The organism is Brevundimonas sp. (assembly GCF_046293315.1).
Classification (GTDB): Bacteria; Pseudomonadota; Alphaproteobacteria; order Caulobacterales; family Caulobacteraceae; genus Brevundimonas.
In genome coordinates this window covers 179,260-201,005 of record NZ_JBKBPF010000004.1, presented here as the reverse complement: position 1 = coordinate 201,005, position 21,746 = coordinate 179,260, and the positions used below count along the sequence as shown (strand labels likewise).

Genomic DNA, 21,746 nt, shown 5'->3' with positions numbered 1-21,746 from the left:
TCCGAAATCGCCCCTCCGCCGTCTGGTGATGGAGGTCCGTCATACGGGCGGCCGGAAGGGGTGGGGGCAAATTTAATGTTCCGCGCCGGGGGCGGGCCGGCCGACCCTCATCCCCCGCGCCAGAACGAAGACGCTGTCGCGCCTTCGTGCGCGGGCTCCCCCTTCTCCCAATGGGAGAAGGATCAGGAGATCAGCCGCGGGCCAGCTTCAGGAAGCGATCCTGCAGGGCGGGGTCGGACTTGAACACGCCGGTGAAGCGGGTGGTGATGGTGGAGACGTGGCGGTGGTGCACGCCGCGGGTGGTCATGCACTGGTGCTCGGCGTCGATCAGCACGGCGGTTCCGGCGGGCAGGAGGCTGTCCTCGATGGCCTGGGCGATCAGCTGGGTCAGGGTCTCCTGGGTCTGCAGGCGCTTGGAGAAGATCTCCACCACCCGCGCCAGCTTGGAGATGCCCACCACCTTCTCGGTGGGGACATAGGCCACATAGGCCTTGCCCAGGAACGGGGCCATGTGGTGCTCGCAGTGGCTCTCCACCTCGATGTCGCGCAACAGCACCATGTCGTCATAGCCCTGCACGTCCTCGAAGGTGCGGCTCAGCTCTTTCGCCGCATCGGCGTCATAGCCCTGGAACCAGTCGCCATAGGCGTCCACCACCCGGCGGGGCGTGTCGACCAGGCCCTCGCGCGCGGGATTGTCGCCGGCCCAGGCGATCAGGGTGCGCACGGCCTCCATGGCCTGTTCACGGCTGGGGCGCTTGATCGCGCCGTCGTTGCTGACCAGGACGGGCTTGGCTGAGGCGTCCATGCTGTTCTTTCTTCAGGGGGGAGTCTGAAGAGGCTCCCAATCATGACGTTGCGGGTCTATTGCACCGCGTCACGCCTATATGGGACGACCGGTGCGTCCCGCAAGAAAACGGATAGCACGCGACCCCATGACGCTCCACCTGCACGACACCCTGGCCCGCAAGAAGCGGCCCTTCGAGCCCCGCGATCCGAACCGGGTGACGCTCTATGTGTGCGGGCCGACGGTCTATGACTTCGCCCATATCGGCAATGCGCGCCCGCCGGTGGTGTTCGACGTGCTGTTCCGCCTGCTGCGCCGCGAGTACGGCGACGGGGCGGTGATCTATGCGCGCAACGTCACCGACGTGGACGACAAGATCAACGCCCGGGCGACCGGCGAAGGCGTGCCCATCGGCGAGATCACGGCCCGCTACGAGGCCGCCTATCTGGACGACATGGACAAGCTGAACGTGCTGGCGCCGACGATGGCGCCCCACGTCACGGCCCACATGGACGCCATCATCGCCCAGATCGGCGCCATCATGGCCGAGGGCTGCGCCTACGCCGCCGAGGGCCATGTGCTGTTCGACGTCTCGGCCTATGAGAACTATGGCCGCCTGTCCGGCCGGGATCTGGACGAGATGGTGGCCGGGGCCCGGGTCGAGGTGGCCCCCTACAAGCGCAATCCCCACGACTTCGTACTGTGGAAGCCGTCGAAGGACGGGGAGCCGTCCTGGGAGTCGCCCTGGGGCGCGGGCCGCCCCGGCTGGCACATCGAATGCTCGGCCATGATCGAGGCCAATCTGGGCTTGCCCATCGACATCCATGGCGGGGGCATCGATCTGGTGTTCCCCCACCACGAGAACGAGATCGCCCAGGGCGTCTGCGCCCACGGCCACGCCCACGGGCCGGACGCCCATCAGGAATACGCCCGCTACTGGATGCACAACGGCTTTCTGACCGTGGACGCGGAGAAGATGTCCAAGTCCATCGGCAATGTGCTGCTGCTGCACGATCTGGTGCAGTCCATGCCGGGCGAGGTGGTGCGCTGGGCCCTGCTGAGCGCCCACTATCGCCAGCCGCTGGACTGGAACCAGTCGCTGCTGGACCAGTCGCGCAAGAATCTGGACCGGTTGTATCAGGCCCTGCGCCGCGCCTCGGCCATCCCGGCGGCGGACGATGAGCCGTCCGAGGACTTCCTGACCGCCATCGAGGACGACCTGAACACACCCGGCGCCGCCGCCGCCCTGTTCGCCCTGTCCAGCGAGATCGAGCGGGCCATGACCGCCGGCGATGACGGCGCCGTGGCCGCCGCCAAGGGCCGGTTGCTGGCGGGCGGGGCCCTGCTGGGCGTGCTGCAGGCCGATCCCGACGCCTGGTTCGAGGGCGGGGCCGACGACGCCCGGAAGGCGGAGGTGGAGGCCCTGCTGGAGCAGCGGCTGCAGGCCCGCGCCGAGAAGAACTGGGCCGAGGCGGACCGCATCCGCGACCGCCTGACCGAACTGAAGGTGGTGGTCATGGACGGTCCCACGGGCGCCACCTGGCGGCTGAAGGACTGAGGCTCAAGCGTCACCGCTGTTTCGCTTGAGCCGGATCGCGGGCGCTGGCACGGTCGGGGGATGACGGATCCATCGATGATCTCCCCCTTTCCGCCCATGGCGCCGCCGCCCCGGCCGGTGCAGCCGGGCCTGTATCTGGTCTCGACCCCCATCGGGAACCTGCGCGACATCACCCTGCGGGCGCTGGACGTGCTGAAGGCCGCCGACCTGATTCTGGCCGAGGACACCCGGGTCACGGGCAAGCTGCTGTCGGCCTATGGCCTCAAGGCCCGGCTGGAGCGCTGCGACGACCACGCCTCGGAACGGGCCGCCGGGGGTGCGGTGGAGCGGGTGCGCGAGGGTCAGGTGGTGGCGCTGGTGTCGGACGCCGGCACGCCCATGGTCTCGGACCCCGGCTTTGTGGTGGCCCGGGCCATGATCGCGGCGGGCCTGCCGGTGCACCCGGTGCCCGGCCCCTCCAGCCTGCTGGCGGCGCTGGCGGTGGCGGGACTGCCCGCCGACCGGGTGCTGTTCGCGGGCTTCCTGCCCGCCAAGAGCGGACAGCGGCGCACGGCGCTGGAAGTGCTCAAGCCCATCCGCGCCACCCTGGTGTTCTTTGAAAGCGGCCCGCGTCTGGCGGGCAGTCTGGCCGACATGGCCGCCGTGCTGGGGCCCCGCCCCGCCGCCGTGGCCCGCGAACTGACCAAGCTGTACGAGGAGTGCGTGCGCGGCGATCTGGTCCAGCTGGCCGCCAAGCCGCAGCTGGACGGCCCGCGCGGCGAACTGGTGGTGGTGATCGGCCCCGGCGAGGACGAACAGGCCAGCGAGGCCGACGCCGACGCCGCCCTGGTGGACGCCCTGAAACGGGCCGGTCCCGCCGATGCGGCCTCCGAAGTGTCCAAGGCGCTGGATCTGCCGCGCAAGACCCTCTACCGCCGCGCCCTGGCGCTGCAGGGCAAGGACCCGGCCTGATGCGGCCGCCCCCCGCCCCGGTGCGTTCCAAGGCGCCGTGGCGGATCGGGCTGGGCGCGAAGGCGCACAAGGCGGGGCATGCGGCGGAATGGCTGGCGGCGGCGTGGCTGATGGCCAAGGGCTATCAGGTGCTGGGCTTTCGCCTGAAGAGCCGGGCGGGGGAGATCGATCTGCTGGCCCGGCGCGGCGGCGTGCTGGCGGTGGTGGAGGTGAAGCGCCGCGCCACGCTGGATCAGGCCCTGGGCGCCCTGAGCGAAACCCAGAAGGCGCGCCTGATGGCGGCGGGCAAGGCCGTGGCGAGAAACCGGCCCTCGCTCAAGAACCTGTCATTGCGGCTGGATATGGTGGCGCTGGCCCCGGGCCGGTTTCCCCGTCATGTTCGGGGTCTGTCGCAGGAAAGCCTGAGACGATTGTGAGGTCGAGGTGACGCGCGAGGAGGCGGAACAGGTTCTGACCGAGGCCGGGACGGCCGGGGACGACGCCTTCCCGCTGCTGGAGGCGGCCATCGCCTGCGCCATCCACGACTATCCGCACCGGGATACCACCCCGGTGCGGACCCTGGCCGCCAACGCCGCCGCGCGGCTGGCCGAACGCATGGCCCGCGAGTCCCACGACGACGCCCTGGTGGAGACCATGGCCTCGGACCTGCGGCTGAACGGCGACCTGCTGCACCACGACGATCCCGCCAACACCGACATCATCGATGTGGCCGAGCGGCGGCGCGGCCTGTCGGCGGCTCTGGCGGTGTTCTACATCCATGCGGCGGCCCAGGCCGGGCTGGTCTGCCGGGGGGTGGATTTCCCGGGTCACTTCCTGTTGCGGGTCGAGACGGAGGACGGGGCGGTGGCGCTGGACCCGTTCAGCCAGGGCCGCATCGTCATGCCGTCGGAGCTGACCCGGCGGGCGCTGCTGGCCGGGCTGACGCCCCATGTGGCGGACCGGCTGGACCTGCTGATGGCCCCGGTGAGCGACCGGCAGGCCCTGATCCGGCTGCAGAACATGCTGTATGTGCGCGCCCTGAGGCGTCAGGATTTCGAGGGCGCCGAACGCTCGGCCCTGCGCCGCGTGCTGCTGGACCCGGACGATCACCGGCCGTGGCTGGACGTGGCGGCGGCGCGGGAGAAACAGGGCGCCCTGGCCGGGGCGCTGGCGGCGCTGGACCGGGCGCGGGGTCTGGACGACTACGGCGAGGTGCACGCCCGCAGCGCCCAGGACCGCATCCGCCTGCGCCTGAACTGACGCGCGCAGCTTGCGTCCGGGGCGCGCGGCGTCCATCTGCAAGCCCTCAACGCCACGCTTCAAGGACACGCCATGCTCAAGGTCGCCATCCAGATGGACCCCATCGAGGCGGTCAATATCGAGGCGGACACCACCTTCCTTCAGGCCATCACCGCCCAGGAGCGCGGCCACCGGCTGTGGGTCTATGACGTGGCCACCCTGGCGCTGGAGGACGGGCGGCTGTTCTGCCGCGCGCGGCCGGCAGCCCTGCGCCAGAAGGTCGGGGACCATGTGACTTTCGGGGAGTGGGTGAAGCTGGACCTGGCCGAGGACATCGATGTGATCCTGATGCGTCAGGACCCGCCCTTCGACATGGCCTATGTGACCGCCACCTATCTGCTGGAGACGATCCATCCGCAGACCCTGGTGGTCAACGACCCGACCGAGGTGCGCAACGCCCCGGAGAAGCTGTTCGCCACGCGGTTCAAGGGGGTGCAGCCGCCGACCCTGATCTCGTCGGACCCGGTGGCCCTGGCCGACTTCCACCAGCGCCACGGGGACGTGGTGCTCAAGCCCCTGCACGGGGCGGCGGGCTCGGGCGTGGTGCGGCTCAAGGCCGATGATCCCAATCTGGACGCCCTGGTGGAGATCCACGCCGGGGTCAGCCGCGACCAGCTGGTGATCCAGAAATTCATCCCGGCGGTTGAGGCCGGGGACAAGCGCATCATCCTGATCGACGGCGAGCCGGTGGGGGCCATCAACCGGGTGCCGCTGAAGGGCCATGTGCGTTCCAACCTGCGGGTGGGCGGCCGGGCCGAGGCGGTGGAGCTGACCGCCCGCGACCGGGAGATCTGCGCCGCCCTGGCTCCCGAGCTGAAGCGCCGCGGCCTGATCTTCGTGGGCATCGACGTGATCGGCGACTATCTGACCGAGATCAACGTCACCTCGCCCACCGGTGCGGTGCAGTTGAAGCAGTTCACGGGCGTCAATGCGGCGACCCTGATGTGGGATGTGGTGGAGGCGAAGGTCGGCTGATCGCCGAACGCCGCTTGTTGAAATCTCATTGCTATAGCGATAGCTCACACGTTGAGAAATTACGTTACAGTAGTGCGCCCGAAGCCGTAGCGACCGTCGCGAAAAATTCAAAAATTTTTGCTCGTTTCCACCATGAGGATAGTTTCGCTCTCAGGTTAAATGAGGTCACGCACTCTTTGCATGATCAACCGTTCGATCCTGCTTTGTTAGGCAAATTCTCTGCTTCAGCGCGCATGGAGAGCGTAAATGGAAGACGTCTGGCTTTATGCGGATGAGGCGCACAGAGGTTTTAGGGCATTCGACAGCATTTTTGACGATCCAGCGTCCCGGGAGATTTCAAACGAAATCTTCGGAGCATTTTTTGGTAAACAGGAGAGGGTAAATGATGACCTCATATTGTTCAGCACCCCTCCTCATGAAGTCGCGGGTGTCACCGTAGTAGGAAAGAGAACTTCTGCGCCCGGTTGGACTGGAGGGAATTACGACTCAAGTTGGTTCGACTGGGATGGTTATGACTCCGAACAGTCTCCCGGCCCACCGGAAGCGCCTCCCCGTCCTGATGGATGGTCTGATTGTGCTGATCGAGCGATCGACGACTTGGCCGAGACAGCGGCCAATCTAATCAATGAACTGCCAACTGCTGACAGACAGGAGTTCGGGTATCTGATCTGGCGAGACGCCGCGGGCGATTTCCACTTGAGTTCCCGCATCGATGGGGACAACAACTCGCTCACTGGGCTGAACCCGGCGTCCGCTCCCTCGGACTTTGGATTCTCTAGCTGGACACAAGTTGTGGGAATTATTCACAGCCATCCCACTGAACGGCAACTTTCAGACGGGACTTGGGTGCCCGTCGACCCTAGCGCGGGTCACGATCTGCCTAACGCTGGTGACTGGGAGTGGCCCGATTTCCTGGTTTCTCAGGGTGCAGACGCCGCCCAATTCCGACAGTATCTGTTGCATGATGGGCGGCTGACCGAGTTTAATCTCTACAATAACCAGACCGGAGCACGCCAGAATCAGGCGACCAATGCGAACGGAGAGTGCTAATGTTTGCTTCGCTCATATTCGCAAGTCTCCTTCAGGTACCGCCAGCTTCGCCAGTGACGTTTGACGCGCCCGCAGTCACGACCAGTCGAAACATCTTTGAATGTCAGGGCCGGCATGTTGAACTTGACATACTAGCCACCAGTTGGACGTCCGGAGGTCCGGGCTCGGTCCAGATCACCAGATACCATTCAGGAGAGTTATCACTCGACCGGGACGATCTGGCTCAGTGGAACCAGCAAATGGAGCCGATAAAGGTCTTCCTGACGAGCGAACTTCTTTGCCAGTCTGGCAACCGAGAACTCATCTCCCTTTCCGGCAACGACGCCAATGGACGACGCATAACACTTCACTTTCGGATGGAAAACGGCACGCTCACTCAGCTGAATAGATAGACGCTGGCGGAGCATGAATTCACGCATCTTTGTTTGCTGCCCCGACTATGTTGCCGCCTGCCAGAATCATCAGGCCTTGGTGGATTCCGCCGTAGACGTGTCCCGAAAAGCTGAGATCGCGGGGCGGGATATAGTGGTCGGCTTGGAACTGAGGCTGGCGCTCTTGATGGCTGATGAGGTCGCAAAAAGCCACTCCGGCCCCAGGCCCTTACCACTTTACCGTTTCATTGAGAGGCCCGCGACGGAACCGGTGGCTATCAGATACTGGCCTAGGTTTTTGAATGAACAGTTCGATGAGGGCGACGCTCTGGCTATGGTCCGCGAGATGACCTCCACAAGTGTGGAAGCGCGCTGTATGTCGGTGATGAGTGCAGCGAGCTCAGATGGTGTCAGGTCTGTTTATCCTGATCCCGTCGTCGCGGCGCAGTGGCTTTCCCGGATCAGGGCCTTGCCGCCGAACCGGGGCGAGGCCTTCGGCCAAGCCTGCTTCTGCTACGCTGAAGCGGCGCTCAGCCATCCGTTCACGGACGGAAATGGACGACTCGCAAGAATGATGTTTCAGGCCTCGCTTGCCCGTACATCCGGTTTGCACATGCCTGTTATCCCGCTGGGACCAATTATTTATCTCTACCACAAGGTCATGATCGCCAACTTGGTGTATCTCAGCCGAACGGGAGATTGGACGCATTTTGTCGAGTTCATGAGCAGAATTACCCGCCGAGCAATCACCTTCTCGGGCCAATGCGTGGCCAAGGCAATCAACAGCGGCGCTTGATGGCCCGGCTGGGTTTCCATATCTTGATCATGTCGGGTGTCTTGGGAGGCTCTTGCCCGTTTAGCGACTCTTAAGAGACAGAGTTGTGGTCAGAGGGGCGTTAGGGATTGGCCGTAGCCGGAATTTGTTCGCGTCATAGCTAGGCTTTGACGGCTATTGCAATGCATTTCTGTTCATGCTTCGTTCTCGTTCGGGAGCGGAGGGCACGGGCATGCTGGCCAGCGTGGTGACGGTGGCGTTCGACGGGGTGGACGCCCGGCGGGTGGACGTGCAGGTCCAGCAGCTGTCGGGGGATCAGGGATTCTTCAACATCGTCGGCCTGCCGGACAAGGCGGTGGCCGAGAGCCGGGAGCGGGTGCGCGGGGCCTTTGCGGGCATCGGCCTGGCCATGCCGTCCAGACGCATCATCGCCAATCTGGCGCCCGCCGACCTGCCCAAGGAAGGCAGCCATTTCGACCTGCCCATCGCCCTGGCCCTGCTGGCCTCCATGGGGGTGATCGCGCCGGACGCCCTGTCGGACTGGGCGGCGCTGGGCGAGCTGGGGCTGGACGGGCGCATCGCCCCGGTGGGCGGGACCCTGCCCGCCGCGGTGGCCGCCGCCGCCATGGGGCTGGGGCTGATCTGCCCCGAGGCCAACGGGCCGGAAGCCGCATGGGCGGGCGAGGTGTCGGTGCTGGCGCCCCGGTCGCTGATCGGGGTCATCAACCACTTCAAGGGGGTGCAGGTGCTGCGCGCGCCCGAGCCGGGCCCGGTCAAGGCGGCGACGGGCGGGCCGGACCTGCGCGAGGTCAAGGGTCAGGAAAGCGCCAAGCGGGCGCTGGAGGTGGCCGCGGCCGGGGGCCACAACCTGCTGTTCGTGGGCCCGCCGGGATCGGGCAAGTCCATGATGGCCCAGCGCCTGCCGGGCCTGCTGCCGCCCCTGACGCCGCAGGAACTGCTGGAGACCTCCATGATCTGGTCGGTGGCCGGGCTGATCGAGCGCGGCGGCCTGACCCGGGACCGGCCGTTCCGGTCGCCCCACCACTCGGCCAGCATGGCGGCCCTGACCGGCGGCGGGCACCGGGCCAAACCGGGCGAGGCGTCGCTGGCGCACAACGGGGTGCTGTTCCTGGATGAACTGCCCGAGTATTCGCCCCAGGCGCTGGATTCCCTGCGTCAGCCGCTGGAGACCGGCGAGATCGTGGTGGCGCGGGCCAACGCCCATGTGCGCTATCCGGCGCGGTTCCAGCTGATCGCGGCCATGAACCCGTGCCGCTGCGGCGTGGGCGGGCCGGGCAAGGGCGCCTGCGGCAAGGCCCCGCGCTGTCAGCGGGACTATCAGAACCGCATCTCAGGGCCGCTGTTCGACCGCATCGACCTGACGGTGGAGACCCCGCCCGTGACCGCCGCCGACATGGCCCTGCCCCCGCCCGCCGAAGGCACGGCCGAGGCCGCCGCCCGGGTGGCCACAGCCCGCGAGGCCCAGGCCGATCGCGTCCGCGAGCATGGCCTGGACCCGGATCAGGGGATCAACGCCCGGGCGTCCGGCGAGACCCTGGACCGGATCGGGTCGCCCGACGCCTCTGGCCGGGCCTTGCTGATGCGGGCGGCGGAGGCGGGGGGCCTGACCGCGCGGGGCTGGACCCGCACCCTGAGGCTGGCGCGCACCATCGCCGATCTGGAGGGCTCCACCCCGGTCCTGCGCCGCCACATCGCCGAGGCCCTGGTCTATCGCCGCACCACCGTGGGCCCGCAGGAGGTCGGCGCGGGGCACGTTGCGGCGGAGACGACGCCCGCCTGGTGAGCCCCGCCTGACGCCGCCCCCGACGCCCCCCGTGATTCGGCGGCCCTTAACCGTTTTCGTGCAGGCTGCGCCCTTCGGTGGAGGGTGCGTGATGAGTGTGCGGCGAAAGACCGTGAAGACCGGGGCGGCGCACAACGCGCCCATGACCCGTCCGGCCGCGGCTGACATCCCCGACGCCCAGGCGGCGGAGCGGTTCCTGCGGCTGATGAGCCACGAGATGCGCACGCCCCTGAACGGCGTCATCGGCATGCTGGGCCTGCTGGCCCGCACCCGCATGGACGGCGCCCAGCGCGCCTATGTGAGCGCGGCGCGGGATTCCGCCGAGCACCTGCTGGGGCTGGTCAACGACCTGCTGGATTACGCCCGCGTCGATGCGGGCCATCTGGAGCTGGACTCCGAGCCCGTAAATCTGGAGGCGCTGGTCCAGGGCGTGGCCGAGTTGCTCAGCCCGCGCGCCCACGACAAGGGCCTGTCGGTGGTCTGGACCGTGGCCCCCGACGCGCCCGACGTGCTGGCCGACGAGGGCCGCCTGCGCCAGATCCTGTTCAATCTGGCCGGCAATGCGGTGAAGTTCACGGAGACCGGCGGCGTCCGCATCGCCATCGAGCGGGCGGGCGGGCGCGACGGCCGGCCCAAACTGGCCTTCATCATCGACGACACCGGCCCCGGCGTGCCGCCCGAGGCGCGCGAGCGCATCTTCGAGGAATTCGGCCATGTGGACGCCTCCGACGCCGCACGCTTCGACGGCGCCGGTCTGGGTCTGGCGGTGGTCAAAAAGCTGGCCGAGGCCATGGACGGCAAGGTCTGCGTCAGCGACCGGCCCGGCGGCGGCGCGCGCTTCCGCTTCGAGGCCGCCTTCCCCGCCGCCCCCGGCGCCGCGAACGGGCGCGCCACCCCCCTGAAGGGTGTCGCCGTGGCGGTGAACTCGCCGGATCCCCTGGTGGCAGAGGCCGCGCGCCAGCAGGTCGAGGCCTGCGGCGGAATGGTGAAGGCCGGCGCTGCGGTCACCCTGGTGGACCACGCGGCAGCCAGCGCCGGCGCCATGGCCGCCTGCCCCGTCGGCGGCCGCTGCATCGTCCTGCTCAAGGCCGAGGAGCGGGAGCTGATCGCGCGCTACCGATCCCAGGGCTTCCATGGCTATCTGATCAAGCCCCTGCGCCGCGCGTCTCTGGCCGAACGCGTGCTGGCGGCGGTGGGCAAGGCGGACGCCCCCATCGGCGGCCCCCCTCCGCCCCAGCGCGACGACGACCGGGTCACCCCCGTCCGCTTCGCCGGATTGCGCGTGCTGCTGGCCGAGGACAATCCGGTCAATGCGCTGCTGGCCAAGACCCTGCTGCGCCGCGAAGGCTGCGTGGTGGAGACGGCCGGCTCGGGCGATGAGGCGGTCCAGGCCCTGACCCGCGCCCGCTATGATCTGGTGCTGATGGACATGCGCATGCCCGGCATGGACGGTCTGGCCGCCGCCCGCGCCATCCGCGCCAAGGGCGACCGCACCCCCATCGTGGCCCTGACCGCCAACGCCTTTGTCGAGGACCGCAAGGCCTGTCTGGAGGCCGGCATGGACGACCACCTGACCAAGCCCATCGACACCGAGGCCCTGCGCGCCGCGCTTGCCCGCTGGACGAGCGGCGAAGTCCGCGCCAAGGTCGCCTGCTGAATCGGGACGCGTGGGGGCGTCCCTGCAAAGGGACGCCGACATGGCCGAAGACGCCGCCGAACGCCGCCTGACAACCTGGGAGTTCGTCAAGACCCTCAAGGAGCGGCGCGTCTTCGTCATGCTGCTGCTGGGCATGGCGGCGGGCCTGCCGTTCTTCCTGATCTTCGACACCCTGTCGGCGTGGCTGCGACAGGAAGGCCTGACGCTCCAGACCATCACGGCCTTCTCGCTGGCGACCCTGTCCTATTCGCTGAAATTCGTGTGGGCCCCGGTTGTGGACCGGGTGAAGATTCCGGTCCTTGAACCCCTGCTGGGCCAGCGACGGTCGTGGATGGTGCTGATGCAGATCATCATCATCGTCGGCCTGTGGCTGATCGCCGGTTCGGACCCGTCCATGAACCTGACGCGGGTGGCGCTGCTGGCGGTTCTGGTCGGCTTCGCCGGGGCCACCCAGGACATCGCCATCGACGCCTGGCGCATCGAGGTGGTGGACAAGGCCCGCTTCGGGGTCATGGCCGCCGCCTATCAGTGGGGCTATCGCGGCGCGATGATCACGGCGGGGGCCCTGCCGCTGTTTCTGGCCGAGGCCTTCAGCTGGAATCTCAGCTATGCGGTCATGGCGGGCATCATGTTCGTGGCCATCGGGGCGGTGCTGCTGGCGCCGCGTGGCGGCGAGGTGCGGGTGGCGCTGGTGGATCACGGATTGCCCCGGCGTCCGGCGCCGGAGGTCGTGGAATGGGCGGCTCGCCTGACGCTGATCCTGCTGGGCGCGTTGTTCGCGGGATCGGGACTGGCGGCCAACGGCACGCTGCTGGCCGGGCTGATCAATCTTCTGGGCGCCACTGATGCGGGGGCCGAGGCGTTCAAGACAGCGTGGGAAGCGAGACCCAACGGCATCTTCCTGCAGTTCAGCGGGCTGCTCGCGGGCCTGGCCCTGATCGCCCTGGCCTGTGTGCCGATTCCCGGGGTGGTGACGCGGCCGGGCGCCTATCTCCGGCGATCGTACGGCCAGCCGCTGGGCGACTTCTTCCAGAGGTTCGGGGTCAAGTTCGGCGTGCTGATCATGGCGCTGATCTGTCTCTACCGCCTGTCGGACTTCGTCCTGAACCTGATGAACCCGTTCTACATCGACCTGGGTTTCAGCCTCACCCAGATCGCCGAGGTGCGAAAGGTCTACGGCGTGGTGGCGTCCCTGGCGGGGATCACCTTCGGCGCCTGGATGGTGTCGCGGTTCGGCATCATCAAGAGCATGGTCATCGGCGTTTTCGCCAGCCCGCTGTCGAACCTCGTGTTCGTCTGGCTGGCGGTGTCGGGCCCGGACATGGCGGTGCTTTACGGCGCCATCACCATCGACAATTTCGCCACCGGCGTCGCGGGCACGGCCTTGATCGTCTACATGTCCAGCCTGACCAGCGCGGGTTTCACGGCGACGCAGTACGCCCTGTTCAGCTCGCTCTACGCCATTTTCGGCAAGATCACCGCCTCGCAGTCCGGGCGCATCGTCGAGGAGACAGCGCGCGCGGCCGAGGCCGGGGGCTTCAACAGCGGCATGCGCGGATGGTTCGGACGCCTGCCCGAGGGCTCGCTGGCGGAAGGCGCCGCCACAGCGGGCGTGTCCGCCCCGTCACTGGGGGCGGGCTATGTGACGTTCTTCCTGTATTCGGTGCTGCTGGGCGTGTTCGCCATTTTCCTGGCCTTCTACGTGGCCAGACGGCAGCCCGAGATCGAGGCGCGGGGCAAGGGTGAGGCCTAGCGCCGCCGTTCACCCCGACCCAGGCCGGGATGAGCCGAGGGTGAGGCTAAGCCTCACCCCTCTTCGGCGATGCCTTCCTCGTAGGCGGCGAAGGTGGCGGCGTTGAGGATCTGGCTGACGGACGAGCCCAGCGGCACGATCTGGACCGACTTCTCCAGCCCGATCAGCAGCGGCCCGACCAGGGTGGCGCCGCCCAGGGCCTGGATCATCTGGGTCGAGATGACGGCCGAATGGATCGCCGGCATGACCAGCACATTGGCCTCGCGCGACAGGCGCATGAAGGGGTGCGAGGTGCGCGCGTCGGGAGTCAGGGCCAGTTCGGGCGGCATCTCGCCCTCGTATTCGAAGTCCACGCCGCGCTGGTCCAGGATGCGGATGGCCTCGCGCACCTTCTCGCCGCGGTCGCCCGGGGGGTTGCCGAAGCTGGAGTAGGACAGGAACGCCACCCTGGGGGTGCGGCCCAGCTTGCGGACCGAGGCTGCGGCCTGGATGGCGATGTCGGCCAGTTCCTGGGCGTCGGGCAACTCGTGGATCGAGGTGTCGGCCACGAACAGGGTGCGGCCGCGCGCCATGACCACCGACAGGCCGATCAGGGTGCTCTTGACGTCCAGAACCCGGCTGACTTCCTTCAGCGCCATGTTGAAATTGCGGGTCACGCCCGTGACCATGGCGTCAGCGTCGCCGTGGGCCAGCATGGCGGCGCCGAAATAGTTGCGGTCCTGATTGATCATGCGCTGCACGTCGCGGCGCAGATAGCCGCGCCGCCACAGGCGCTGATACAGGGCCTCGGTGTAGGCCACATTGTTGGGCGAGACGCGGGCGTTGATGATCTCGATGCCCAGATCCTCGAACACCAGGCCGGCCTCGGTGGCGTTCTGGCGCACCAGCTCCTCGCGGCCCACCAGGATGGGGGTGCCCAGCTCCTGCTGCTTGAAGGCCCAGGCGGCGCGGATGACCGAGGTCTCCTCGCCTTCGGCGAACACCACCCGCTTGTTGGGGGCGCCGCGCACGGCCGAGGAAATCTTCTGCATCAGGGCGGCGGACGGATCGAGGCGCTGGCGCAGGGTGGCGCGATAGGCGTCCATGTCCTCGATGGGCCGACGGGCCACGCCCGTGTCCATGGCCGCCTGGGCCACGAACGGGGGGATGTACCAGATCAGGCGCGGATCGAAGGGCGTGGGGATGATGTAGTCGGGGCCGAACTTCAGCTTGCGGCCGCGATAGGCCACCGCCACCTCGTCCGGCACGTCCTCGCGCGCCAGGGCGGCGAGGGCCTGGGCGCAGGCCACCTTCATCTCGTGGTTCACCTGCCGGGCGCGCACGTCCAGGGCGCCGCGGAAGATATAGGGGAAGCCCAGCACATTGTTGACCTGGTTGGGATAGTCCGACCGGCCGGTGGCGATGATGGCGTCGTCGCGGACGCTGCGCACGTCCTCGGGGGTGATCTCGGGGTCCGGATTGGCCATGGCGAAGATGATGGGGCGCGGCGCCATGGAGGCGACCATCTCCCTGGTGATGGCCCCCTTGGCGGCCAGACCGATGACCACGTCGGCGCCGACCATGGCCTCCGCCAGGGTGCGGTGCGGGGTGTCGGTGGCGTGGGCGGCCTTCCACTGGTCCACGTTGTCACGGCCGCGATAGACCACGCCGTCGCGGTCGACGATGACGGTGTTCTCGTGCTTGACGCCCGCCGCCTTCATCAGGGCGATGGACGACAGGCCCGCGGCGCCGGCGCCCGCGAGCACCACCTTGATGTCCTCAAGCCTCTTGCCGGCCACGTGGCAGGCGTTGATCAGGCCGGCGGTGGAGATGATGGCGGTGCCGTGCTGGTCGTCGTGGAAGACGGGGATGTCCAGCAGGTCCTGAAGCTGGGTCTCGATCTCGAAGCATTCCGGGGACTTGATGTCCTCCAGATTGATGCCGCCCCATGTGTCGCCGATGTTCTTGACCACGGTGATGAACTCGTCGGGGTCGGTGGTCTTCACCTCCACGTCGAAGGAGTCCACGTCGGCGAAGCGCTTGAACAGCACCGCCTTGCCTTCCATCACCGGCTTGGAGGCCATGGCGCCCAGATCGCCCAGGCCGAGGATGGCCGTGCCGTTGGAGATGACCGCCACCAGATTGCCCTTGGACGTGTAGTCGTAGGCCTTGTCGGGATCCTCGGCGATGGCGCGCACCGGCACGGCGACGCCCGGCGAATAGGCCAGCGACAGGTCGCGCTGGGTCGCCATGGGCTTGGTCGGCGCCATGGAGATCTTGCCCGGCGTCGGTGCGCTGTGGAAATCCAGGGCTTCCTGGTCGGTGAAGGTCTGCTTTTCGGTGTTTTCGGGCATGGGGTCGCTACAAGGCACGCGGAAGCGGCGAAGGAAGGGGCGACCCTAGAGCATGATCGTTTCGGACGGAACCGCGTAGCGGTTCCGGCTGAAGCGTGAATCATGCTCTCGCTTGATGTCAGGAGCCTGATTCACGGCATCGGCGGAATCGCGAGGCGATTCCACCTCAACCGATCAGGCTCCGTAACCCGGTCGCCCTTCCCACAACCGCAACAGGCTGGAGTTTCTGCCTGCCGGGCCGCGTCGTCAGGATTTCAGGGCAGGGTCCCGGTGGTCTCCACCTCGACCGGGCCGGTCATCAGCACGTGATCGTCGCTCTCGCGCCAGTCGATAAACAGTTCGCCGCCGTCGACCACCACCGTGGCCGCCCGGTCGGTCAGGCCGCGGCGGGCGCAGGCCACCAGGGCGGCGCAGGCGCCGGTGCCGCAAGCGAGAGTCAGGCCCGCGCCCCGCTCCCACACCCTCAGGCCGATGCGGTCCCTCGCCTCCACATGGGCGAAGCCCACGTTCACGCCCTCGGGAAACAGCGGATGATGCTCGATCAGCGACCCGGTGGCCCGGGTGAAGGCGTCGTCAGGCACGTGGTCGATGAAGAACACCACATGGGGATTGCCCATGCTGACGGCGCCCGGCGTGTGCAGCGCGGGGGCGTCCACCGGCCCCACCTGCAGCTCGATGCCGCGGGTGTCCATCTCCTCGGCCAGCGGGATCTGGTCCCAGGCCAGGCGCGGCGGGCCCATGTCCACGGTGACGCGCAGCTCTCCCGCGCGCATGGCAGAGGTCGGGCCGCCGAGCGTGTCGATGACGACCCGGTCGCGCCCGCCCGCCAGGGTCAGCAGCCAGCCGACGCAGCGCAGGGCGTTGCCGCAGGTCTCCACCACCCCGCCGTCGGCGTTCCACACCCGCATGAAGGCGTCGCCGGTCTTCGAAGGCTCGATCACGATCAATTGGTCGCAGCCGCCTGCCGGGCCGGTTTCGCGATCGGCCAGGGCGCGGGCCTGATCAGCGCTCGGCGCGAAGGGCCGCTCCATCGCGTTGATCACGATGAAGTCGTTTCCGGCGCCGTTCATCTTGACGAAGGGGTGCGTCATGGGGTCCGCATATAGGGTAATTCCGGCCCGGCGTCAGAGCGCGCGACGAAGGACAGCTTTTCCATGAGATCGCAGGGTCGTGAGCACACCCACACGGGTTGGCGGCTGAGGGCGCGTCTGCGGGCGCTGTACCACGGCTCGTCACAGGCGGCGGTGCGGTTCCGGCTGGGGGTGATCGTGGTGGATTTCGCCATCATCGCCTTTTTCATCGCCGCGCCGCTGCTGAAGAACCAGAGCGGCCTGATCTTCTATCTGATCGATTATGTGATCGCGGCGATCCTGGCCTTCGACCTGATCGCGCGGGCCATGGCCTATACGGACTGGAGGGACTGGCTGAAGCGGCCCATCGTGTGGGTCGACCTGTTCGTGCTGGCGACCCTGCTCTTTCCGGCCTGGCTCTACAACCTGGGTTTCCTGCGGGTGCTGCGGCTGTGGACCCTGCTCAACAGCGACTTCTTCTGGAAGACCCTGGGCCGCGGCTACAACGACACGCGGGTGGAGGACATCGTCAAGGCGGCGGCGGCGCTGGTAACCTTCGTCTTCGTGGTGACCGGCTTCGTCTACACCAGCTTCATGGGCCGCTATGACGGCATCTCGGGCTATGTGGACGCGCTGTATTTCACCGTCACCAGCCTGACCACCACCGGCTATGGCGACATCATCCTGCCGGGCATGTGGGGACGGCTGCTGTCCATTGCGGTGATGCTGGGCGGCGTGGGCCTGTTCTTCCGCCTGATCCAGTCCCTGAACGTGCCGCGCAAGGTGCTTCACCCCTGCCCCACCTGCGGTCTGCAGCGGCATGATCCGGACGCGGTGCATTGCAAGGCCTGCGGCAATACGATCTGCATCCCCGACGAAGGGCGCTGATATTTCAGGCCCCCCGCTTTCCAATGGGTCGGCCTGCCCATAGGGTCGCGCCGCCAAACCGACCATCCGAGGAAAAACGCCGCATGTTCCATCGTCTGGCCTATGGGGGCCCCGCCCTCGCCGCGCTCGTTCTCAGCCTTTCAGCGACCCAACCCATGGCCCAGACTCCCGAACCGACCCTGACCGAACAGGCCGCCGCGTCCGATCCGTGGATCTGGCTGGAGGACATCGAGGGCGAGCGGGTGATGGACTGGGTCGAGGCCCGCAACACCCATTCGCTGGGCGTGCTGACCGGCGACCCGCGCTATGACGAACTCTATTCCACCGCGCTGGCGCTGGTGGAGGCGCAGGACCGCATTCCCTTCCCGGCGTTCCGCCATTCGGCGGGCGGCGCGCGCACCGTGGACAATTTCTGGCAGGACGCGACCCATGTGCGGGGCGTCTGGCGCCGCGCGACGCTGGACAGCTACCGCACCGACACGCCGCAGTGGCGGACCATTCTGGACGTGGACGCCCTGGCCGCCGCCGAGGACGCCAACTGGGTCTGGAAGGGCGCCCAGTGCCTGTCGCCCGACGACCGCCTGTGCCTGATCAATCTGTCGGACGGCGGCAAGGACGCGGTGGTCATGCGCGAGTTCGACCGCGAGACCGGCCAGTTCATCGAAAACGGCTTCGACCTGCCCGAATCCAAGGGCGGGGCCGACTGGGTCGATGAGAACACCCTGCTGATCTATCGCGATTTCGGCGATGGCACCCTGACCGATTCCGGCTACGCCATGACCGTGCGCCGCCTGAGCCGCGGCCAGTCCATGGACCAGGCGACGGAGGTGTTCCGGGGGCAGCCCGAGGACGTGCTGGTGGCCGGGTACACCCTGCGCGACGCCGACGGCGTGGTGCAGGCCGAGATGGTGGACCGGGCGGTCACCTTCTTCGAGACCGAGAGCTATTTCCTGACCGACGCCGGGGCAGTGCGCATCAACCTGCCCGCGCGCCGCTCGGTGCAGGGCCTGCTGGACGGCCGGCTGATCGTCACCACCGATCAGGACTGGACCGACGGGTCGGGAACCGCCTTCGAGGCCGGCGACCTTATGGCCTTCGACCTGGCGGCGCTGAAGGCCGATCCGCAAGGGTCGACCGGCGAACTGATCCTGCGGCCCGGCGCGCGTGAATCCGTCGAGGACGTGACCCTGACCCGCAACCGGCTGGTGCTCGCCCTGTTCGAAAACGTGCGCGGCGCGGCCTACGTCTATCACCGGGCCGAAAGCGGCTGGGTGCGCGAGCGGCTGAACCTGCCCGAAAACGCCTCGGTGAGCCTGAACTCGGCCAGCAGCGAGGACGACCAGTTGTTCGTCAGCGTCAGGGGCTATCTGACCCCCGATACCCTGTGGCTGGCCGACGCCGCCTCGGGCGCGCTGGAGACGGTCAAGAGCCTGCCGGCCAAGTTCGACGCCGAGGGCATGCACGTGGAGCAGCATCAGGCCCGCTCCGCCGACGGAACCCTGATCCCCTATTTCGTGGTCAGCCGCGACGGCGTCGCCACAGACGGTTCCAACCCGACCTTGCTGTACGGCTACGGCGGCTTCCAGGTGTCGCTGCTGCCCGGCTATTCGCCCACCGTGGGCAAGCTGTGGCTGGAGCGCGGCGGCGTCTATGTGGTGGCCAACACCCGGGGCGGCGGCGAGTTCGGCCCCGGCTGGCACCAGGCCGCGCAGGGCGTGAACCGCCAGCGTGCGCACGAGGACTTCCAGGCCGTGGCCGAGGACCTGATCGCGCGCGGGGTCACCAGCCCGCGCCGCCTCGGCGTCATGGGCGGCTCGCAGGGCGGGCTGTTCATGGGCGCGATCCTGACCCAGCGCCCGGACCTGATCAATGCAGCGGTGATCCAGGTGCCCCTGTTCGACATGCTGCGCTTCCACACCCTGCTGGCGGGCGCCTCGTGGATGGGCGAGTACGGCAATCCGGACATCGCCGGGCAGCGCGAATGGATCGCCGCCTATTCGCCCTATCAGGCCCTGTCGGCCGAGGCGGACTATCCGGAAGTGTTCATCCACACCTCCACCAAGGATGACCGTGTGCACCCCGGCCACGCCCGGAAGGCCGCGGCGCAGCTTGAAGCGCTGGGCCATGAGGTGCTGTTCTACGAAAACACGGACGGCGGCCATGCGGCCGGCGCCAATCTGCGCGAGACGGCCCGCCGGCTGGCGCTGGAATACACCTATCTGACCCGACGGCTGATGGACTGACCCGACCGTTCGGCAAAAACAGAAAAACGGAGCGTAACGTCCATGAACCGACTGATCCTGTCTGCGGCCGCCTCGGCCCTCGTGCTGGGCGCGTGCGCCACCACCGGCACACAGGAGCGCCCGCCCCACCTCCCGCTGGACCTGTCCCCCGCATCGGTCGCCGCCGCGGACGAGTTCATCTGGCTGGAAGACGTTCAGGGCGAGCGCGCTCTCGCGTTCGTCGAGCAATCCAACACCCGCGCCCTGTCGCGGCTGGAAGGCGACCCCCGCTACGAAACCTTCCGCCGCGAGGCCTACGCCATCCTGTCGGCCCGGGACCGCATTCCAACGCCCCGGTTCCAGGGCGGCGGCCTCGTCAATTTCTGGCAGGACGACCAGCACCCCAAGGGCATCTGGCGGCGCACGACGCGCGAGTCCTACGCCTCCGCAAACACCCGGTGGGAGACCATTCTGGACATCGACGCCCTAGCCCGCGCCGAGGGGCGTGACTGGGTCTGGAAAGGCGCCCAGTGCCTGGCGCCCGACGAGCGCTATTGCCTGATCAACCTGTCCAACGGCGGCCAGGACGCCGTCGAGGTTCGCGAGTTCGATACGCAGACCGGCCGGTTCGTGGAGGGCGGCTTCCGCCTGGCCGAGGGCAAGCACCGGGTCACCTGGCTTGACGCCGACACCCTGCTGGTGGCCACCGATTTCGGGTCCGGGACCCTGACCGAGAGCGGCTATCCCTACATCGTGCGCGCCCTGTCGCGCGGCCAGTCGCTGGCCCAGGCGACGGAGGTCTATCGCGGCGAACAGGGGGACGGCGGCTATGGCGTCAGCCCCTCGGTCTATCGCGGCCCGGACGGCCAAGTGGAGGCGGTGATCATCACCCGCCCGCTGGACACCTTCAACGCCGAGCGTTGGCAACTGGTGGATGGCGAGGCCGTGCGCCTGGGCCTGCCCCCCAAGGTGGACGTGCATGGGACCATGGGCGACCGGCTGATCCTGACCGTCGAGGAAAACTGGACCTTCGGCGGGCACGCCATCGGAACCGGCGATCTGGCGGCGATCCCGCTGGCGGCGCTGCGCGCCGATGCGGCCCCGGCCCTGGCGGCCTCCCCGGTGATCTTCGCCCCGACCGATCGTCAGTCGGTCAACGGCGTGGCCATCACCAACGGCCATGTGGTGGCCAGCGTACTGGACAATGTGTCCGGCGGGCTGATCCGCTTCGCGCCCCGTGACGGCGGGTGGACGCAAGCCGCCCTGCCCACGCCCGACAATGCGGCCGTGAGCCTGGTGGACTCCAGCCGGGCCCACGAGGACATGTTCTATTACGTCCAGGGCTTCCTGACCCCCTCGACCCTGTCCCAGGCGGATGTGGCGAGCGCGCGGTCCGAGGTCCTGCGCGAAAGCCCGGCGCGCTTCGACGCCTCGACCCATGTGGTGGAGCAGCACTCGGTCGCCTCCAACGACGGAACCGAGATTCCGTACTTCCTGGTGCGCCCGCGCGATCAGGCCGCCGACGGCTCGGCGCCCACCATCCTGTTCGGCTACGGCGGGTTCAATATCCCGATGCTGCCCGGCTATGCAGGACAGCTGGGCAAGCTGTGGCTGGAACAGGGCGGCAGCTATGTGGTGGCCAACATCCGCGGCGGCGGCGAGTTCGGCCCCGGCTGGCATCAGGCGGCCCTGAACGAGAACCGCCAGCGGTCCTTCGATGACTTTGCGGCTGTGGGCCGGGACCTGATCGACCGGGGCGTCACCTCGCCCGACCATCTGGGCATTTACGGCCGCTCCAACGGCGGGGTGCTGACCTCGGTGGCCGTGACCCAGAACCCGGACCTGTTCAATGCGGCGGTGATCGAAAGCCCCCTGATCGACATGCTGCGCTATCACGAGATGCCCGCCGGGGCCTCGTGGATCGGCGAGTACGGCGACCCGCGCATCCCCGAGGAGGCCGCCTGGATCGCGGAATACTCCGCCTATCAGCAGCTGCGCCCCGAGGTGGATTATCCGGTGGTCTACATCACCACCAACACCCTCGACGACCGGGTCCACCCCGGCCACGCGCGCAAATTCGCGGCGCGGCTGGAGGCCCAGGGCCACGATCATCTGTATTTCGAGGACACCTCGGGCGGGCACAGCTACGACGCCGATCCGGCCGCCAATGCGCGGCGCTGGGCCCGGCACTATGTCTATTTCGCCCAGCAGCTGATGGACGAGTGATCACGCGCCCGGCGCCCGGTTCACGCCAAGTTGAGTCCCGTTTTCGAACGC

Annotated in this window: 17 protein-coding genes; 13 read left to right on the top strand and 4 right to left on the bottom strand. The window is 67.9% G+C overall.

The annotated features are described in order from the left end of the window. Nucleotides 1–190: 190 nt before the first annotated feature. Nucleotides 191–805 (bottom strand): GTP cyclohydrolase I FolE, encoded by a 615-nt coding sequence (folE, locus tag ACK4SE_RS05335; protein WP_409689534.1) that lies wholly within the window; start codon nucleotides 803–805, stop codon nucleotides 191–193. A 127-nt stretch (nucleotides 806–932) separates the two neighbouring features. On the opposite strand from folE, the gene cysS reads away from it, so the two are divergent. From cysS to ACK4SE_RS05305, 6 genes are all read left to right on the top strand, one after another. Further along, entirely contained in the window at nucleotides 933–2,342 is a 1,410-nt protein-coding gene (gene cysS / locus ACK4SE_RS05330; protein ID WP_409689531.1) for a cysteine--tRNA ligase, read from the top strand. Nucleotides 2,343–2,417: 75 nt separating this feature from the next. Further along, on the top strand, nucleotides 2,418–3,293 hold the full coding sequence (gene rsmI, locus ACK4SE_RS05325) for a 16S rRNA (cytidine(1402)-2'-O)-methyltransferase (protein WP_409689528.1): 876 nt from the start codon (nucleotides 2,418–2,420) through the stop codon (nucleotides 3,291–3,293). After that, nucleotides 3,293–3,709 (top strand): YraN family protein, encoded by a 417-nt coding sequence (locus tag ACK4SE_RS05320; protein WP_409689526.1) that lies wholly within the window; start codon nucleotides 3,293–3,295, stop codon nucleotides 3,707–3,709. The genes rsmI and ACK4SE_RS05320 overlap by 1 nt, the downstream gene beginning before the upstream one ends. Nucleotides 3,710–3,716: 7 nt before the next feature. Then, nucleotides 3,717–4,532 (top strand): transglutaminase family protein, encoded by an 816-nt coding sequence (locus tag ACK4SE_RS05315; RefSeq protein ID WP_409689523.1) that lies wholly within the window; start codon nucleotides 3,717–3,719, stop codon nucleotides 4,530–4,532. 72 nt (nucleotides 4,533–4,604) lie between these two features. Continuing rightward, entirely contained in the window at nucleotides 4,605–5,546 is a 942-nt protein-coding gene (gene gshB, locus ACK4SE_RS05310; protein ID WP_409689521.1) for a glutathione synthase, read from the top strand. Between the two features lie 246 nt (nucleotides 5,547–5,792). Further along, the gene (locus tag ACK4SE_RS05305; protein WP_409689518.1) at nucleotides 5,793–6,596 is read left to right on the top strand and encodes a hypothetical protein; all 804 of its coding nucleotides are present in this window, start codon (nucleotides 5,793–5,795) and stop codon (nucleotides 6,594–6,596) included. Nucleotides 6,597–6,796: 200 nt separating this feature from the next. Here ACK4SE_RS05305 and ACK4SE_RS05300 read toward each other — a convergent pair whose 3' ends face one another. Further along, nucleotides 6,797–7,015, bottom strand: coding sequence for a hypothetical protein (locus tag ACK4SE_RS05300; RefSeq protein ID WP_409689515.1), 219 nt, complete (start codon nucleotides 7,013–7,015; stop codon nucleotides 6,797–6,799). On the opposite strand from ACK4SE_RS05300, the gene ACK4SE_RS05295 reads away from it, so the two are divergent. The 4 genes from ACK4SE_RS05295 (at nucleotide 7,002) to ACK4SE_RS05280 (ending at nucleotide 12,956) form a co-directional block, all read left to right on the top strand. Continuing rightward, entirely contained in the window at nucleotides 7,002–7,763 is a 762-nt protein-coding gene (locus ACK4SE_RS05295) for a Fic family protein (protein ID WP_409689512.1), read from the top strand. The genes ACK4SE_RS05300 and ACK4SE_RS05295 overlap by 14 nt on opposite strands. A 211-nt stretch (nucleotides 7,764–7,974) precedes the next feature. Beyond that, nucleotides 7,975–9,546 carry a YifB family Mg chelatase-like AAA ATPase gene (locus tag ACK4SE_RS05290; RefSeq protein ID WP_409689681.1) on the top strand — a complete coding sequence of 524 codons (1,572 nt, stop codon included), beginning with the start codon at nucleotides 7,975–7,977 and terminating at the stop codon, nucleotides 9,544–9,546. 91 nt (nucleotides 9,547–9,637) lie between these two features. Beyond that, nucleotides 9,638–11,203 carry a response regulator gene (locus ACK4SE_RS05285; RefSeq protein WP_409689509.1) on the top strand — a complete coding sequence of 522 codons (1,566 nt, stop codon included), beginning with the start codon at nucleotides 9,638–9,640 and terminating at the stop codon, nucleotides 11,201–11,203. Nucleotides 11,204–11,243: 40 nt separating this feature from the next. After that, entirely contained in the window at nucleotides 11,244–12,956 is a 1,713-nt protein-coding gene (locus ACK4SE_RS05280) for an AmpG family muropeptide MFS transporter (RefSeq protein ID WP_409689506.1), read from the top strand. A gap of 53 nt (nucleotides 12,957–13,009) precedes the next feature. Here the strand turns inward: ACK4SE_RS05280 and ACK4SE_RS05275 are convergent, their stop codons facing one another. Both ACK4SE_RS05275 and dapF read right to left on the bottom strand, forming a co-directional pair. Continuing rightward, nucleotides 13,010–15,289 (bottom strand): NADP-dependent malic enzyme, encoded by a 2,280-nt coding sequence (locus ACK4SE_RS05275; protein ID WP_409689503.1) that lies wholly within the window; start codon nucleotides 15,287–15,289, stop codon nucleotides 13,010–13,012. 254 nt (nucleotides 15,290–15,543) lie between these two features. Then, on the bottom strand, nucleotides 15,544–16,380 hold the full coding sequence (gene dapF, locus ACK4SE_RS05270; RefSeq protein ID WP_409689501.1) for a diaminopimelate epimerase: 837 nt from the start codon (nucleotides 16,378–16,380) through the stop codon (nucleotides 15,544–15,546). Nucleotides 16,381–16,443: 63 nt separating this feature from the next. On the opposite strand from dapF, the gene ACK4SE_RS05265 reads away from it, so the two are divergent. From ACK4SE_RS05265 to ACK4SE_RS05255, 3 genes are all read left to right on the top strand, one after another. Continuing rightward, nucleotides 16,444–17,247: a potassium channel family protein gene (locus ACK4SE_RS05265; protein ID WP_409689498.1), complete on the top strand. Its 804-nt coding sequence runs from the start codon at nucleotides 16,444–16,446 to the stop codon at nucleotides 17,245–17,247. A gap of 83 nt (nucleotides 17,248–17,330) precedes the next feature. Further along, nucleotides 17,331–19,490 (top strand): prolyl oligopeptidase family serine peptidase, encoded by a 2,160-nt coding sequence (locus tag ACK4SE_RS05260; RefSeq protein ID WP_409689495.1) that lies wholly within the window; start codon nucleotides 17,331–17,333, stop codon nucleotides 19,488–19,490. A 42-nt stretch (nucleotides 19,491–19,532) separates the two neighbouring features. After that, entirely contained in the window at nucleotides 19,533–21,695 is a 2,163-nt protein-coding gene (locus tag ACK4SE_RS05255; RefSeq protein ID WP_409689492.1) for a prolyl oligopeptidase family serine peptidase, read from the top strand. Nucleotides 21,696–21,746: the final 51 nt, after the last annotated feature.